The sequence below is a fragment of the Methylotuvimicrobium buryatense genome (assembly GCF_005931095.1).
Classification (GTDB): Bacteria; Pseudomonadota; Gammaproteobacteria; order Methylococcales; family Methylomonadaceae; genus Methylotuvimicrobium; species Methylotuvimicrobium buryatense.
The window spans coordinates 1,614,008-1,630,504 of the sequence record NZ_CP035467.1 but is presented as its reverse complement, the minus strand read 5'-3'; the positions used below and the strand labels follow the sequence as shown (position 1 = coordinate 1,630,504).

9 protein-coding genes and 1 tRNA gene are annotated in these 16,497 nt (G+C 48.8%); 2 read left to right on the top strand and 8 right to left on the bottom strand.

All coding sequences use genetic code 11. The features are described 5' to 3' along the window. Positions 1 to 16: 16 nt before the first annotated feature. The 7 genes from EQU24_RS07375 to uvrB all read right to left on the bottom strand — a co-directional run bounded on the left by EQU24_RS07375 (position 17) and on the right by uvrB (position 11,991). Positions 17 to 93: transfer RNA gene (locus EQU24_RS07375), tRNA-Val, on the bottom strand. A gap of 316 nt (positions 94 to 409) precedes the next feature. Then, a complete protein-coding gene (locus tag EQU24_RS22310; RefSeq protein WP_017840108.1) occupies positions 410 to 574 on the bottom strand; it encodes a hypothetical protein in 165 nt (54 codons plus the stop codon). A gap of 674 nt (positions 575 to 1,248) precedes the next feature. Further along, positions 1,249 to 1,851: a biliverdin-producing heme oxygenase gene (locus EQU24_RS07365; RefSeq protein ID WP_017840110.1), complete on the bottom strand. Its 603-nt coding sequence runs from the start codon at positions 1,849 to 1,851 to the stop codon at positions 1,249 to 1,251. Beyond that, entirely contained in the window at positions 1,848 to 3,326 is a 1,479-nt protein-coding gene (locus tag EQU24_RS07360) for a GAF domain-containing protein (protein ID WP_017840111.1), read from the bottom strand. The genes EQU24_RS07365 and EQU24_RS07360 overlap by 4 nt, the downstream gene beginning before the upstream one ends. A gap of 46 nt (positions 3,327 to 3,372) precedes the next feature. Beyond that, positions 3,373 to 7,902, bottom strand: a complete 4,530-nt coding sequence (locus tag EQU24_RS07355) for an EAL domain-containing protein (protein WP_040575303.1) — start codon at positions 7,900 to 7,902, stop codon at positions 3,373 to 3,375. 386 nt (positions 7,903 to 8,288) lie between these two features. Continuing rightward, complete coding sequence (locus tag EQU24_RS07350) at positions 8,289 to 9,131, bottom strand: transglutaminase-like domain-containing protein (protein ID WP_017840113.1); 843 nt, start codon at positions 9,129 to 9,131, stop codon at positions 8,289 to 8,291. Between the two features lie 850 nt (positions 9,132 to 9,981). After that, the gene (uvrB, locus tag EQU24_RS07345) at positions 9,982 to 11,991 is read right to left on the bottom strand and encodes an excinuclease ABC subunit UvrB (protein WP_017840114.1); all 2,010 of its coding nucleotides are present in this window, start codon (positions 11,989 to 11,991) and stop codon (positions 9,982 to 9,984) included. Positions 11,992 to 12,074: 83 nt separating this feature from the next. Between uvrB and EQU24_RS07340 the strand changes: the two genes are divergently transcribed. After that, a complete protein-coding gene (locus tag EQU24_RS07340; protein WP_017840115.1) occupies positions 12,075 to 13,256 on the top strand; it encodes a pyridoxal phosphate-dependent aminotransferase in 1,182 nt (393 codons plus the stop codon). 300 nt (positions 13,257 to 13,556) lie between these two features. On the opposite strand, the gene EQU24_RS07335 is transcribed toward EQU24_RS07340, so the two are convergent. Next, positions 13,557 to 14,354: an META domain-containing protein gene (locus EQU24_RS07335; RefSeq protein ID WP_017840116.1), complete on the bottom strand. Its 798-nt coding sequence runs from the start codon at positions 14,352 to 14,354 to the stop codon at positions 13,557 to 13,559. Between the two features lie 341 nt (positions 14,355 to 14,695). Here EQU24_RS07335 and EQU24_RS07330 point away from each other — a divergent pair, with 341 nt between their 5' ends. Beyond that, positions 14,696 to 15,112, top strand: coding sequence for an MliC family protein (locus EQU24_RS07330; RefSeq protein ID WP_017840117.1), 417 nt, complete (start codon positions 14,696 to 14,698; stop codon positions 15,110 to 15,112). The last annotated feature ends 1,385 nt before the right edge of the window (positions 15,113 to 16,497 follow it).

Below are 16,497 nucleotides of genomic sequence, written 5' to 3'. Positions count from 1 at the left end.
ACGGTGCTTTGAAATTTGGTAGGCGCGATTGGACTCGAACCAACGACCCCCACCATGTCAAGGTGGTGCTCTAACCAACTGAGCTACGCGCCTAAGGTCTATGTGTTCAGGCCGCCTATTATAACGATCCTTCTGTTTTTTGCAACGTTTTAAATCGATTTTTTTTCAGCCCAATTTAATTTCGTCATCGCAGCGAGCAAAAACGACGCCCATACGAATACAAAAACCATTGATATACCTTTCGCACTTCAAATTTCGGCAGTGCTAGAGTAGGCGCCCGGGTGTCAGACAAAGGCTTTGCCAGCATGGCACTGGCATAGAGACTACATGGGCGTATTCACGGCGTCCTTTGGCGGACACCCAGGCGCCGAATTTTGATCTACGACGGGTATAACCCAGCAATTTAATTTCATTGACACCAACCACATGCAATATTAGCCTGACAAGGTTTTTCAATAAAATCGATCGCATCGTGACCCGACAAAACCTGCAACAGCCGGAAATTCAAAATGACGACCATATCGATACGCGTAAAATGCGCGCTTGCCTTGATCTTGATCGCGATCGCCGGCATAGGTCCAGTCCCGATTACGTCGACACTCGGCGCCTTCGTTGCGTTGTTCCGCCCGCGTTGGTTCAAGACCCTGGTCGACAATGTATATGACAACGACCCGCAAATACCGAAGTCATTCAAAGCATCAGCACCTCATACTGACCGCCCTACCCTGAAGCACCGCGAAACGGCGCAGAACAACCATTCCTCGATCAAAACCCGCCTTTTATTTTTTTTACGATGCTCTCGGTGATGCTGCTTGACATCGGCCCGATACCGATAGCCAGCCTAATCGCGTTGTTCGCCGTCATCTTCCGCCCGCGCTGGTTTCTGGAACTATTCGAACGAGTCTATCAGGGCAAAACCTAATCATTTTTCCTGATTAGCAAGTTTCTTCAGCTAAAGCCCAAAAACCAGCATATCCCTAGCAGGACGGGGTTTGCAACCCCGTCCTAAACGTTTTGACTTTGGCCGAAGTCAGCCGAAATGTTTAGGGCAAACCGAAACGTTGGGGACGGGTTAAATAACCCGTCCCGCAGAAGTGGCTACGACTGGCCACTGCTCGGACAGTTGGCTTCAGCAAGCTGAAGCATCTTGCTAATCAGGTCATTTTTTGAGCATAAAGGGAGTATATGCTCAAATCTTTTGATGACCTCGACCGGCGGGCCGGTAGGCAACAGACTCGCTAACGGTCTCTAACTTTCGCCGACTTGAACGCCGAAACGCTCTCCGCACAAGTGGTTCTCCAATGCTGTAAAAAGCGATACGGCATAATCGCCGGCAACACACCAGTCGCTTTGCGGGCAATAGGCCTCGGCAAACAACCAAAAATCGCGCCAGCGCTGTTGTGTAAACGTGCCGTAACCGGTATAAAATTCGACCGGCAGGCCAGCATGTTTCGAAGTCAACGATTTGACGATCATCTGCCCGCCAAGCGTCGCGCCTTCGAGCACATACAACGCGGCAATCAATTCAGCGTCTTGCTCCAAATCCGGCATCGTCTCGACGGGCGGAATCGACTTTCGACCAAGCCTTAATAAATCGTTTGCAAGCAACGGCAATTTGACGCGTTCACGATAATCGAACGGCAGCGCCGATTGCTCGAGATAAGCTAGAATCTGCGGTTCGATAGCCGCATAAAATGCAAACATCGCTTGCAAAACATCCCCATAAACGGATTCGGTCAATTCGGTGTCCAGCAAGCTTCTCAGCATGCCGTTCCGATCGAGCCGGCGATGCGAATCCCGGGTTCGCTCTTTTAAAAAACTGTGTAACGATTCGGCAAAATTCTCGTTCATAACCAATGCAACATGATCTTTCTGAATTTTGTCGCGAGCAATTTATCCTGATCAGTCCATGGCAGGCTATAGCCTGACCTTACTTCCACCCACTTTTCGAACGACCGGCGCGGCGATAAAACGATCGCATCGGCTTTTTCCAAAATCGGCTTGTTCGGATTTCCCGCCCAAGGGATTTCCTGTTTTTCCTCTTTGCGAAACCAAAAAAAACGAAAATTACCTCGCCGCCCCAAATCGATTTTTATCGCCAGCATCCCGCTTACTATCGCCAATAACAACGGGTAATCGGGAAAAATATCACATAGTTTTTCATACGAGACGACCTCGTCGGTTTGCCGCCCGAACCAAGCGTCGATAGCGGCCATATCATTCATATCGGGAGTTGAGCCGACGCTGATCACGTCTTGATCGAAGATCGCCGCGAAACCGTCCGCTTGAAAAAATGCCATGATTTCCCGTTGGTTATCGTCGATATTGTCCAACGGGTTACCCGAGACGAAAATTTTATTGAGGAGCTGTTTCGCCTTACGCTCTAAATTATCGAGAGTTTTCAAACGATTACCGTTGAAGTAATTGGTCAATCCCAAGTTGTAGGATGCGACCAATTCGATACAGAGATGACGTTGATAACGCGATAATTTGAGCGGTGCATGATGATGGCCGGCGATCAACCCCCACAATTGACCGTTGAGCTTGATCGGTAACGACAATGAAGCCGCGACGCCCATGTTCTCGAGATATTGAATGTGCATCGGCGATACGCTGCGTAAATCGGTACGACTGAGATCGACCGGTTGATCGCCTAAGCCAATGATCGGTATCGGTTGCGCTTTGATATCGGGAATCGAACGAATCGGATTGAGTAAATATAAATTTCTCGCAATCGCCGGAATATCGCTGGCCGGGTATCGCAAGCCCATATAACTGCCCAAACCGGAAGCGGCCAGCTCGGCGATGACTTCTCCCGACCAGTCCGGATGAAACCGGTAGACCATGATTCTGCTCAAGCCGGTGACGACATTCAAAACTTCCAGAATCATCTGGTGATAGGCTTCCAGTTCGTTAGATTCTCGAATCGGCTTAATCAATTGTTGTCGATAATACTGAATGTCGTAATGAACGTCCGGAAGTTCATTACGTTCGATTTCAACCAACACGCCGTTTTCGGTACGAATCATCGCAACATCGAGCCAATCCCGCAGCTTGACGGCACGTTCCCAAAAAAAAGGTTTTCCATACTTGTCGCTCAATCGGCTGAGTCCTTCACGCAACCAATCATAACTATCGATCGATTGTTCCAGCATCTGACTGGATTCGATACCGGCGATCGAAGGCAAATTTTCGCTGGCATGCGTAATCAAATTATCGTCGGTATCGAGCCTTAATAAAGCACCGAACGGTTGTATCGCTCCGGAATGATGCAACGCTTCTTTTTCGCATTGCAGAGCCAATTCATCGATATTCATTTCCTTCATCAGTCAATCGTAAAATTATTGTGTTCGTCATCGATCCGGCTTTTCGCTATCGCGCTAAAAGAGCCTGAAATTGGTTCGCCGATAACGGCCGGTAATAGTAATATCCTTGAACGATATCACAGTCGAGGCTGCGCAACACGCGCAATTGCGCTTCGGTTTCGACGCCTTCGGCAACAACTTGCAAATGCAATGCATGAGCCATGTTGATAATGGCATGGGTAATAGAGCGGTCTTCGGATTGCTCGTCGATCCCGTCGACGAAACTCCGATCGACTTTCAATTCGTCGATCGGCAATTTTTTTAGATAAAACAGCGATGAATAACCGGTGCCGAAATCGTCGACACTAATCTTAAAGCCTTGAGTGGATAAATCCGCCAACAATCGCTCGGTTTCTTCGATACGCTCCATCAACATGCTTTCGGTAATTTCCAACGTTATCGCTTGCGCCGGGACATCGAATTCGCTTAAACGTGACATTAGGGTATCGCCGAAACGTTTTTCTCTTAACTGATGCACCGACAGATTGATCGAAATAGGCGGAACCTCAATCCCTTTTTGTTTCCAAAAATGGATATCGGCGGCCACCATTTTTATGACCTGATCGCCGATCTTATTGATCAGGCCGCAATTTTCGGCAATCGGAATGAATTGTGCCGGCGATACGTTGCCCAAATTCGGATCGTGCCATCGCAATAAAGCCTCGGCTCCGACGATCAAGCCGCTCGATAAGTCGATTTTTGGTTGATATTGCAAAAAAAGCCTTTGGTGCTCTATCGCGAGCCGCAAACCGGTTTCGATCGTCAAACGCTGCAAAGCTTTCAACTTCATTTCGTCGGCGAAATATTGAAATTGATTTTTGCCTTGATCCTTAGCCCGATACATCGCGGTATCGGCATTTTTCAACAAACTCGTGCTGTCCTCCCCGTCCTGCGGGTAAATACTGATGCCCATACTGCACGAAACAAAACAGTCTCGATCGTAAATACGAAACGACGCCGACAACGAATCGACGATTCGTATCGCGATTCGATTGATATCGGCGCCGTCGATATTGTACAAAACCGCGACGAATTCATCGCCACCCAAACGGGCCAACGTATCGGCATCGCGCATGCACGCCAATAACCGATCTGTCGCTTGTTTCAATAATATATCGCCGGCTTCGTGTCCCAACGCGTCATTGATATTTTTGAAGTTATCCAAATCGATGAATACAACCGCGAGCGACTCGTTCTTGCGCTTGGCTTGAAACAAATTATGCTTCAGGCGATCCATCAACAGGGTGCGGTTCGGCAAGCCGGTCAATTCGTCGTGCGTCGCCAAATGCTCGATACGATTCTGAGAAGCCTTGATAGCAGAAATATCGCTGAATATGCCGACATAATTCACCAACGCGCCGCTGACGTCGTGCACCGCGCTGATCGTCAACCACTCTGGAAAAATCGTACCGTTGGCGCGCCGGTTGTTGATTTCGCCTTGCCAGGAACCGTTTTCCTTGATGCTTTGCCACATCGATTGATAAAACACATCATCATGTAAGCCCGACTGCAGGATAGAAGGATTGCGTCCGATCACGTCGCCGGGCTGATAGCCGGTAATCGTCGTAAACGCATCGTTGACCTTGATGATGCGACCGGACGCGTCGGTAATCATGATTGCCTCGCCAGCCCGGTCGAACACTTTGACGGCCAGTCGTAATTGCTCTTCGGCTTTTTGTTTTTGCGTCACGTCGATCGCTTGCATGCAAATCGAACGGGCAACGCCGCTTTGGTCGAATATCGAAAAATGCGTCGACTCCAAAAACACGGACCGGGAGCCGATTTTAAATTCCTGCTTCGCCTGAACCAACGATTGATGTTCCATCGCCTCCAAATCGCGGCGGCGCAACGGATCGGCGATTTCCGGCGAGAAAAGCTGCCGGTCGGTTTTACCCAAGACCGACTTGCCGCTAACGCCGAACAGTTCGCAGAAGCGATAATTCACGAATTCGTATCGTCCCGCCGTATCTTTCAACGATACCAAGTAAGGCGAATGATTCATGATCGACAGCAGTTTATCTTGCGTTTCCTTAATCAAGCGATTCGCGGCAACCAGTTCGGTATTGTCGATGATGAACAGCACGATGCTTTGCGTGACGCCTGTGGCGTTTACCGTGGGCGTGATATAAACCTGATACGAGCGATCGTTGAAATAGGTCGTGTAATTTTCTTTGCGCTGTTTATCGGCGGCATTCAGCAAACGCTTTTCGATATCGATCAAATAAGGCGGAAAGTCGATACGCGACACATGACGGTTATTACCGGACGTCGAAATATCGAATTGCCGCATCGCACTCAGATTGGAGCGCTTAAGTATCAGATGGCAATCGAAGACGAGGATCGGAAAATCCATCGTATTGTAAAGGTTTTCGAACTCGCTGTTCAGCGCGGCCAGTTCGGCCGATTTGATCAGACTTTCTTCATTGACGCTAATCAACTCTTCATTGGTCGCTTGCAATTCTTCGTTCGCAGCTTCCAACTCTTCGTTCGTCGCCTGCAACTCTTCGTTGGACGCTTGCACTTCCTCATTGAGCGCTTGCATTTCCTCGTTCGAAGAGGCCATCTCTTCGAGCAAGGTTTGCAAGTGCTCGCGTACGGTTTGCAGCTCATCGTCGTCGCCGGCTTCGTTGGCCAATGCCAACAAATTCACCGAGTCGGATTTGTTGCCGTCCGATTTTCCGGCTTCCTCGAATGCAACCAGATAAATTTCGTTTTCCCGATAATCCTCGAGCGGATGTACGGCCAGGCGCCAGGTTTGAAAGCCGAGTGACGCGATACGCCGTTTACGACTATAAACACTGGTTTGATGACGGCGGACACGATGTAGCGTGGTCAGCAGTTCGTTACGAAATTCGGGCACGATGATTTGCGCCAGATTCATATCGGGTCTGCCGCTTGGAAAATCGATGAATTTATTGATCGATCCTTGCAAATAAACGATATTGAACGCCGAATCGATCAACATCGCATACGGCGCATAAAACTTTCGCACCGCTTCGAAAAATTGGCGCTCATGGGTATGATCTTGTTTTTTCGGCGGCAGCGTCAACGGCAGTCGGCCGCGCCGACTCATTTTAATATCCAGCGCGCTGCCTCCACCGCGACTCTGAAAGATACGCGCGCGACGATCCAGGACGGTAAACAGCGTATCCTTTTGACTGACACTTTCGGATTTGCCGAGAAACAGCAAACCGTCGGGTTTCAAGGCAAAATGTAAGGCACTCAGAACCTTGGCCTGCAAATCGGCATTGAAATAAATCAATACATTACGGCACGAAATTAAATCGACTTTAAGAAACGGCGGGTCACTGACAATGTCTTGTCGCGCAAACACAATACAGTCGCGTAATTCCTTGATCGGTTCAAAGCCGTTACCGAACGGGCGAAAATAACGATTGAGATATTCCTGGGGCACTTCGGCCATTGCCGCGCTGTTGAAGAATCCGCGTCGAGCAAACGATAGCGCATCGTTGTCGATATCGGTCGCGAAAACCTGAAGCCTCGCCTTGCTGTTTTGCGAACGAATATGTTCGTTGAACAAAATCGCGAGCGAATAAGCCTCTTCGCCGGTCGCGCACCCGGCAACCCACACACGGATTTCCTCGTTAGCCTTTTTGCGCGCGATCAATTCTTTGATATAGCGTTCCAAAGCCTTTTGCGACTCTTTGTCGCGAAAAAATTCGGTCACCGAAATCAATGTTTCTTTCGCCAGACAATCCAGCTCGTTCGGATTCTGCTCGATATAGTCCAAATAAGCGCTCAGATCTTCGGTTTCGGTCGCCAAAAAACGCCGTTGCAATCGCCGTAAAACCGTCGATAGCTTGTAACTCGAAAAATCGATCTTGGTTTTCTGCCGTACTTCGTCGAAAAGACGCGACAGTTCCGAAGACTGTTCATCCGTATCGTCATGCAGTAAATCGACGCTCGGAAACTTGATCAAGCGCTCCAAATCCCGCCCCATCTGATCGGGCATCATGATGCGGTCAACCACGCCGGATTCGATTGCCGAGCGCGGCATACCGTCGTACTTGGCCGATTCAGGCAGTTGTGCAAACGTGATACCGCCGGCCGCCTTGATCGCTCTCAAACCGCTTGTTCCGTCCGACCCCGTTCCGGACAAAATAATGCCGACCGCACGTTCATCGTAATATTCCGCCATCGATTGAAACAATAAATTGATCGAGGGTTTCGGCGAAATTTCCGGCAATGGAGGTTGCAATCTAAACACGCCTTCACATATTGAAAGATTGAAACCGGGCGGGACAACATAAATATTTTCGGACTCCGGCACGCAACCGTCGATCACTGTTTGGACCGGCAGTATGGATTCTCTCGACAATATATCGACCATCATGCTGCGATGATTCGGCGACATGTGCTGCGCAATGATGTACACACACCCGAGTCCCTTAGTTATGTTGCCGACAAATGCCGACAACGCCTCGAGACCACCTGCGGAAGCACCGATACCAACGATATGGGATTGAGCGGAACTGATTTTTGATTCTGAACAGCTAAGTTCGGATGAGTCGGACATGTTCGAAATGTGCAAGACGATCGTCAACCCAGCGAGTCATATCGGACTTCCGTTGGAACAGAAATCAGAACATCGTTTAGAGTGACCATGAATGATTATCGAAAAACGAAAATGTTAACTCATAGCACAATAATAACGAAAACTTTTTATCCTAAACTCGGCAATTCAACCATGAAGCACCTGAAGTTATTGAAGTGTTTCAAGAGGATTTTCATAAAACTCGAGCAACCTTTCAGGAGAGCAAAGCTGTTTTGCAAAAGCGCGGCGGGGTGTAATGAATGCAGAAAATGCATTACGCCCCCGGCGCCGAATTTTGATCTACGATGGTAATATCCCTGGCGCACAGGATTCATGCCTCAAATCTCTCAACCTCGACGCATAGAAAGTCATAAAATCGCAATGGCTTCTGTCGTCGGCTCCGGAATTCCGGGGCAATCTAGATCCGGAATATGCTCAATAAAAATACGCATATCGTTCATAGAAACATTTCCGAAAATTGTCGCTATTGAAACATCGGCGGCATCGCGTCCCGTGCCGATACGCACGATCCCGTTTTGCGGCGCCAGACGGGTAGCATCGAATAAATACCAACGATTACCCAAATAGGCTTCGAAACAGGCGTGAAAATCGGGGATTGTCAATCCATAGGCATAACTGGAGACAAATCGCGCCGGAATATTTAAGGCCCTGCAAAACGCGATGCCCAAATGCGCAAAATCCCGGCATACCCCGATTCGCTCAGTAGCGGTATCGAATGCGGAAGTATGTGAGCTACTGGTTCCGTATTGATAATAAACCTTGTCAAAAATCCAATTACAGATAGCCGTAACTCTGGAATAGCCCATCAACTCCCCACCGAACTCCGAAAGCGCTAGGTTAACTAATCGGTCCGATTGACAAAAGCGACTGGGATAAAGGTAAGGCCAGGTCGCTTTCGGCAATTCCGCCGGCTGAATTTCCATAATCTGATTCGGATCCCCGTAAAAATGCGACATTTCAACTTCTGCTCTATACGAAACACGCAAATTCGTTCCGGGCGATACATTGACTCTGAAATATCGATTTTCTAAAACAGGCGCCGCAAACTCATCAATATGAACATCTGGATCAAGCTGCAGATGTTCACTAATAATCTTTTGGCAGTCGATCTGCGCGATACGAAAGTTAAAGATAAACGTACTAAAGGAGTCAACCTGATAATCGAGATCGCAACCTAATTTATATTTCATTGCCTATCCTCCCAAAACCACAACAAATAAACCATCACCCACTAAACCCAATGCCTTTAAGTACCTTCACAGAATAAGTCAAGCGCGCCAAGATTTTTCGCGAAAGCTGAAATGGGGTCCGTCCGATTTCAGCAGCGAAAAATGACTTGGCGATTATTGCCTTCGGCGGCCCCGATTCGCCCTGCGTCCGTGCCACTACGCCACATCATCGTATACTCGATGCGGCTCCGTAGCACTCCCACAAATGGCTTTACGCCGTGTCGCGATGCCTTGTATTTTGCCTCCGCCTGCGCTATTCGCGCAGACTCCGGCAAAACACCCGGCGCTACGGCTATCGGGGACTAAAAATCTTCACTTCGCTAACGCTCCGTTTCCACGATTTTCAGCGGATGCCGGCATTCAGGATCGAATGCGCCTCAAAAGCCTGCCATCCATGGCGGAATGACGAGCTTCCCTTAACTTAACCTGATTAGCAAGATGCTTCAGCTTGCCGAAGCCAACTGTCCGAGCAGTTGCCAGTCGTAGCCACTTCTGCGGGACGGGTTATTTAACCCGTCCCCAACGTTTCGGTTTGCCCTAAACATTTCGGCTGACTTCGGCCAAAGTCAAAACGTTTAGGACGGGGTTGCAAACCCCGTCCTGCTAGGGATATGCCGGTTTTTGGGCTTTAGCTGAAGAAACTTGCTAATCAGGTAACTTAATGGCAGTACCCACTAAACCTACCAACACTCTTTCCTCTTTCCTCTTTCCTCTTTCCTCTTTCCTCTTGCCCCTTGCCCCTTGCCCCTTGCCCCTTTCACCTTTCACCTTTCACCTTTCACCTTTCACCTTTCACCTTTCACCTTTCAAATCATTCAATCACATAAATCTCCTGCAACAATTTAATCTCATCCCTAAGACGCGCCGCTTCTTCAAACTCCAGATTCCGAGCATGCTTATACATTTGCTCTTCCATTTGCTTGAGCTTCTTGCTTTTTTGTTTCGGCGTCATTGCTTTATAGTCCGCATCGGGCTCGGTCACAGCCAAGGCCTTCGCCGCCGGTTGAAAGCCGGCGCCCGGAATCGCGATTTCCAAAATATCCTTGACCGACTTGAATACCGTCGCCGGCGTGATATTGTTGAGCTCGTTAAACCGACTCTGTTTTTCGCGGCGCCTCACGGTCTCATCGATCGCCTGCTGCATCGAACGCGTTATTTTATCGCCGTACAAAATCGCCTTACCACGTACATTGCGCGCCGCGCGGCCTATCGTTTGCACCAACGACACGGTCGAACGCAAGAACCCTTCCTTGTCGGCATCCAAAATCGCGATCAACGAAACCTCGGGAATGTCCAACCCTTCGCGCAGTAAATTGATACCGACCAGCACATCGAATTTGCCGAGCCGTAAATCGCGAATAATTTCGACGCGCTCAACCGTATCGATATCCGAATGCAGATAACGCACGCGCACGTCATGGTCGGCCAGATATTCGGTCAAGTCCTCGGACATGCGCTTGGTCAACGTCGTAACCAAAACACGCTCGTTGACCTTGACACGCTTGTTGATCTCCGACAACAAATCATCGACCTGAGTCGTCGCGGGACGAACTTCGATTTCAGGATCGAGCAAGCCGGTCGGCCTGACGACCTGTTCGACAAAGACGCCGGAATGTGCTTTTTCATAAGGTCCAGGCGTTGCCGAAACATAAATTCGTTGCCTGGATTTCGCTTCGAACTCTTCGAAGGTCAACGGGCGGTTATCAAGCGCCGACGGCAATCTGAACCCGTATTCGACCAAGGTTTCTTTACGCGAGCGATCCCCTTTATACATCGCGCCTATCTGCGGAATCGTCACATGACTCTCATCGATAATGACCAAGGCATTATCCGGCAAATAATCGAACATCGTCGGCGGCGGCTCACCCGGGCCGCGACCGGACAGATAACGCGAATAATTTTCGATGCCGGAACAATAGCCAACCTCCAAAATCATTTCGAGATCGAACAATGTTCGCTGCTCCAAGCGTTGCGCTTCAACCAATTTATTCAGCGAATACAAATGCTCGAGACGCGCTTTCAATTCGATTTTAATCGCGTCAACTGCTGTCAACAGTTGATCCCTTGGAGTGACGTAATGATTCTTCGGGTAGACCGTGAAACGCGCGATGCGCTGCTTGATTTCGCCGGTCAACGGGTCGAACAGCGACAGTCGCTCGATTTCATCGTCGAACAACTCGATGCGAAGCGCCTCCTGTTCGGATTCGGCCGGAAATATATCTATGACTTCGCCGCGCACGCGATAGGTCGCGCGGCGCAATTCGGTTTCATTACGCGTATATTGCATTTCAGCCAAACGACGGACGATCGCGCGTTGATCGATCAAATCGCCGCGCACCAAATGCAAGACCATTTGAAAATACGATTCCGGTTCGCCTAAGCCGTAAATCGCCGACACGGTTGCGACGACGATCGTATCATCGCGCTCGATCAGCGCCTTGGTCGCCGATAAACGCATTTGTTCGATATGTTCATTCAGCGAAGCATCTTTATCGATGAAGGTATCCGAGGCCGGCACATAGGCTTCCGGCTGATAATAGTCGTAATACGACACGAAATACTCGACGCTATTTTCCGGAAAAAACTCCTTCATCTCACCGTACAATTGCGCGGCTAATGTTTTATTCGGCGCTAAAATCATCGCCGGACGCTGCACCCGATCGATCACATTCGCAATCGTAAAGGTCTTGCCCGAACCGGTCACGCCGAGCAAGGTTTGATGCACTTCGCCGTCGCTCAATCCTTCGACCAATTGGTTGATTGCCGCCGGCTGGTCGCCTGCCGGTTGAAAACGGCCTTGAATATTAAATGCCTTTTTCACAACTCACTCTCTAATGGAATTTCAACAGCTATTATACATAGAGTATAATCATGCCTACTTTTACATTGATTTGACAGGTGATTATGAGCATAAAACTTTCCGGCAGAGTCCAATCGGTTAAACCATCGCCAACCCTGGCTATTACCGCAAGAGCCGCCGCAATGCGCGCCGCCGGCAAGGACATCATCGGCCTCGGCGCGGGCGAACCCGACTTCGACACGCCGGACCACATCAAAGCCGCAGCAATAGAAGCAATGAACAAAGGCTTTACGAAATACACTCCGGTCGACGGCACCGCGAGCTTAAAAAAAGCGATCATCGAAAAATTCAAAAAAGACAACGGCCTCGATTATCAACCGAAACAAATCTTGGTTTCCTGCGGCGGTAAGCAAAGTTCTTACAACCTGACGCAAGCGTTGCTGAACGACGGAGACGAAGTCATTATTCCAGCCCCTTATTGGGTCTCGTATCCTGATATGGTGCTGCTTGCCGGCGGCGTGCCGGTCGTCATCGAAACAACACAGGCGCAGCACTTTAAAATATCGCCGGAACAACTGCGCGCGGCGATTACCGACAAGACCCGATTAATTTTCATCAACAGCCCGTCGAATCCGACCGGCGTCGCCTATTCGCTCGACGAACTGAAAGCACTCGGCGATGTGTTGAAAGATTTTCCGGACATCATCATCGCGACCGACGACATGTACGAACATATCACCTGGAAAAAAGGCGCGTTCGTCAACATTCTGAACGCGCACCCGGAGTTCTACGACCGCACCGTCGTTATGAACGGCGTGTCTAAAGCTTATTCGATGACCGGCTGGCGCATCGGTTACGCGGCAGGCCCTATCGATTTGATTGAAGCGATGGGCACGATTCAATCGCAAAGCACCTCGAATCCGACCTCGATTTCACAATATGCCGCCGAAGCCGCGCTGAACGGCGATCAAGGCTTCATCGACATGATGATGACCGAATTCAAGAAGCGCCATGATTTCGTGGTCTCGGAACTCAACAAAATCGACGGCATCGATTGCCTTGAAACCGACGGCACATTCTACGTATTCCCGAACGTGGAACAAGCAATCGCCAAAATGGACAACATCAAAGACGACTTGGATTTTTCAGAATACCTGATCGAAAATGCCGGCGTAGCGCTAGTGCCGGGCTCGGCCTTCGGTTGTCCGGGACACGTCAGAATATCGATCGCGACCAGTATGAAAAACTTGGAAAACGCGCTGGAGAGAATTAAAAAGGCGGTTTGAGAAACGAACCGGTCATTACTCCAGGAATCGAAAGATTAAGAACGAATGCTGTCGGACGATTCGCCAAACTAGATCATGTTCAAATTTGGCGAATGCTCCGACACTTAAGCCCTTCATATATACCTTTAGCACTTCAAATTTCGGTAGCGCCGAATTTTGATCTACGACGGGTATAAATGTCAGCAAAGAAAACGAATCGCGGCTAACGGCTCTTGCTATCGCAAAGACGTTTACAACAAACGATAAATATTAAGCACGCCTTCCCTCTAAAATACTGACTTGGAAACCGATGTTCAAACTCTATTTTCTGACAAAGCCAATCAATAACGCCCCATCCTTATCGAGTAGCTTTAGTCGATCGCCATCGATTTCATAACGGACGACCCGAGCCATAACATTCAAAAAATTCGCTTCGAGCTCCATGACGCCATCTTCGGCGCAAAACATTCGAGTCGTCTGCGCAGAATCGATTCTGAGTTTTTCATCTTGCTTTGTATAAGCCGCCGAATATCGATTGCAACCCGCTTTGCCTTGGACAGTGCCATCGGCAAAATATGCATTCGCTAAAACGGTATTTTTATCCGACACGACGCCACCCTTGCCGTTGTTGATGCCGGATGCCTGCCATTGGGTTTGTTCCAGTGCCGGCTGGGTTTTTGTATTGAACACCAATAATGGATTTCCTTCTAGGTCCGAAAGCGTCAGTAATCGAGCGTCTTCATCGTAGCGATAGCCCCCGACTTTAGCGAACCAATCGAAATAGCGGCGCTCTTGTTCGTTGATAATCTCTGAACAAGCCATCATCGTTGAGCCGACTGGGCTGACCATTAGTTTAGACTCTTCTGTGACCTCAAACTTTCCAAAATAACGATTACAACCGCCGCTTCCGGATAATTGACCTTTCGAAAACAAGGCATCGATAACCGTATCATCTATAACGCTTGTCGTTTTGCCGTTAGGCTCGACAAAATGTTCGAGTTGCCAAGCAATATTGTCCCACTTGAATTGTTGCTCATCTTCGTTTTCCTCTCGACTAGCATCAGTTGCGCACCCTATCAGCACACTGCATAACGCAAAAGTAATCCATCGTTTCATCATACTTTTCTCTCAAGTTTGCTAGGATTTATTGAAGGCTTTGCCTACCGGTAACCGCTATTTTGCATATATACCTTTTGTACTTCAAATTTCGGCAGCGCCTAAGTAGGCACCGGGTGCTCAACAAAGGCTTTGCCTACATGGATGTATTCACGGCGTACTTTGACGGGTGCCCCGGCGCCGAATTTTGATCTACGATGGGTATAAAACCGCTAGACGAGCAATGAAAATATTAGTATACCTTTCGTACTTAAAATTTCGGCATGTGCGTATAGGGACAGCGGACTGTTCGTCTCTAACGGGATAACTGCCGCCAAACCCCTATTCACAACTAGAGGTGCATTATGAGTAAATTTCTTTTCATTATCAATTTAACCATTCTAGTAACGGCTTGTGCACAACAAGTTAAGCACGATTCCTTAAATCCCTTTCATTTCGACGGCACCCCGGTTACAAGCGGCATCATAGAAGGAAGCGGTTGGCGAAGCAAAATAGTCGTTTATCATTGCCATCCCGACACCGAATTGCAGGTCGCTTATTTAAACCTACAATCCGGCGAATCGTTCGCCGCCCTTTATTACCAGGGTTTGCTAAGTCTAATGCAGATTCGGAAAGCAGCTTCCGGCGCGCTGTATATTGCATTGGACGAGCAAAAAAGCCTTCGTTGGCATACGAAAGGCGATTCCGGAATTTTAAAATTCCTTGCCGCCGATGATACCGCAACAGAACAAATTTTGCTAAGCGATTGCAAGGCTATATAGCCAGAAGAACGGTTTGAGGTTTAACAAGTTTTAAGAAATTAAGGGACAAGAGTTGTCGACCTTTACTTCTTCAGCTTGAACTTATGGAGCGAATGCATTACTTAGCCTAATTGGCGAAGGTATTCAAGCTTCAACAACCCTGCCCACTTGATTAACGCCGAATAGCCTCTCTTCTAAAGTTGCTCATGGTGGCTGTTGCAAAATTCAAGACGTGACCTCATAGCTCGGAAGTGCTAGAGGAGGCGCCTCACTGCCATTAAGTTAAGGATTTTTCCGTTCGCCCTGAGCCTGTCGAAGGGTGAATGGAAAAATCCTGGGTCGATAAGTTAAGCCGTCCATGGTTCGACAGGCTCACCACGAACGGCTTAACTTAATGGCAGTGAGGAGGCGCCTGGGTGTCCGACAAAGGCTTTGCCAGCATGGAGCTGGCATAGAGCCTACACGGACGTATTCACGGTGTCCTTTGGCGGACACCCAGGCGCCGAATTTTGATCTACGACGGTTATACATAAGTCAAAAATTACCCTTTTGCAACCTTAACCAATGAGACCTCGATACCATTTATTGTGACTTAACACTTTCGGCCTCGAGATCGCGATCAGGGGATCGCTCCCACAGAGCCTCCGCCGCTCTCTGTGGGAGCGACGCCTTCGTCGCGACTATCGAAGCCAGTAACGCTCAAACACCAATAGCCTTTCCGGACAACACAACCATTTAGCGCTCGATCGCTACTTTTTGCACAATTAGGTATATTTATACTTAATGTATAAAGACGAGAGATCGAGCTTGGGTAACAGGGGCCCGTACGGGGTTGGGTCTTAAAATTTGCATCAAGTCTCGTTTATGCAGGCACGTATTTGCAAAACTCCAGCAATTCCCAGTTTGAGCATTTTCGCCGATCTTAGGTGTAGGGTATGCCTGTCGAGGAATGCCATAAACCCATCCATGGAGGCTCGGCGGCAGATCGAACGCCAAGGATGTCGCCAAGCACACTCCACACCCTTTTTGATCCCAAAATTGGGAATTGCTGTCAAAATTCAAGATCTTACCCCCATAGCTCCTTACACGTTTAGTGTAGCTGATCAAAAACTTCGGGGTGTTGCTCGACTATGCGTAGCAGTGCGACTGCTGGCCCTTGTGGAGCCCTCCGTCCTTGTTCCCAATCTTAAAGTGTTCGCATGCTTACGCCAAGCAATCCGGCAAAGGCGGACTGTGACATTTTTAATTTAGAACGAATTGCCTGCGGTGGCGAAGGCTCGGAAAGCTGCGTGGTTTTTAGAGTAACCTTGCCTTTTTAAACTCTTTGATTTCTTTAATGCTATCTAGGATTTCAGCACCGATATTTCTATGGCTCATGATCGATTGCCTCCGCAATTTGCTTCAAT

Bases quoted from the DNA above. Each gene is read 5' to 3' on its own strand.
- EQU24_RS22310 (WP_017840108.1), bottom strand. From the start codon at position 574: ATGCCGGCGATCGCGATCAAGATCAAGGCAAGCGCGCATTTTACGCGT.
- EQU24_RS07365 (WP_017840110.1), bottom strand. From the start codon at position 1,851: ATGAACGAGAATTTTGCCGAATCGTTACACAGTTTTTTAAAAGAGCGA.
- EQU24_RS07360 (WP_017840111.1), bottom strand. From the start codon at position 3,326: ATGAAGGAAATGAATATCGATGAATTGGCTCTGCAATGCGAAAAAGAA.
- EQU24_RS07355 (WP_040575303.1), bottom strand. From the start codon at position 7,902: ATGTCCGACTCATCCGAACTTAGCTGTTCAGAATCAAAAATCAGTTCC.
- EQU24_RS07350 (WP_017840113.1), bottom strand. From the start codon at position 9,131: ATGAAATATAAATTAGGTTGCGATCTCGATTATCAGGTTGACTCCTTT.
- EQU24_RS07340 (WP_017840115.1), top strand. From the start codon at position 12,075: ATGAGCATAAAACTTTCCGGCAGAGTCCAATCGGTTAAACCATCGCCA.
- EQU24_RS07335 (WP_017840116.1), bottom strand. From the start codon at position 14,354: ATGATGAAACGATGGATTACTTTTGCGTTATGCAGTGTGCTGATAGGG.
- EQU24_RS07330 (WP_017840117.1), top strand. From the start codon at position 14,696: ATGAGTAAATTTCTTTTCATTATCAATTTAACCATTCTAGTAACGGCT.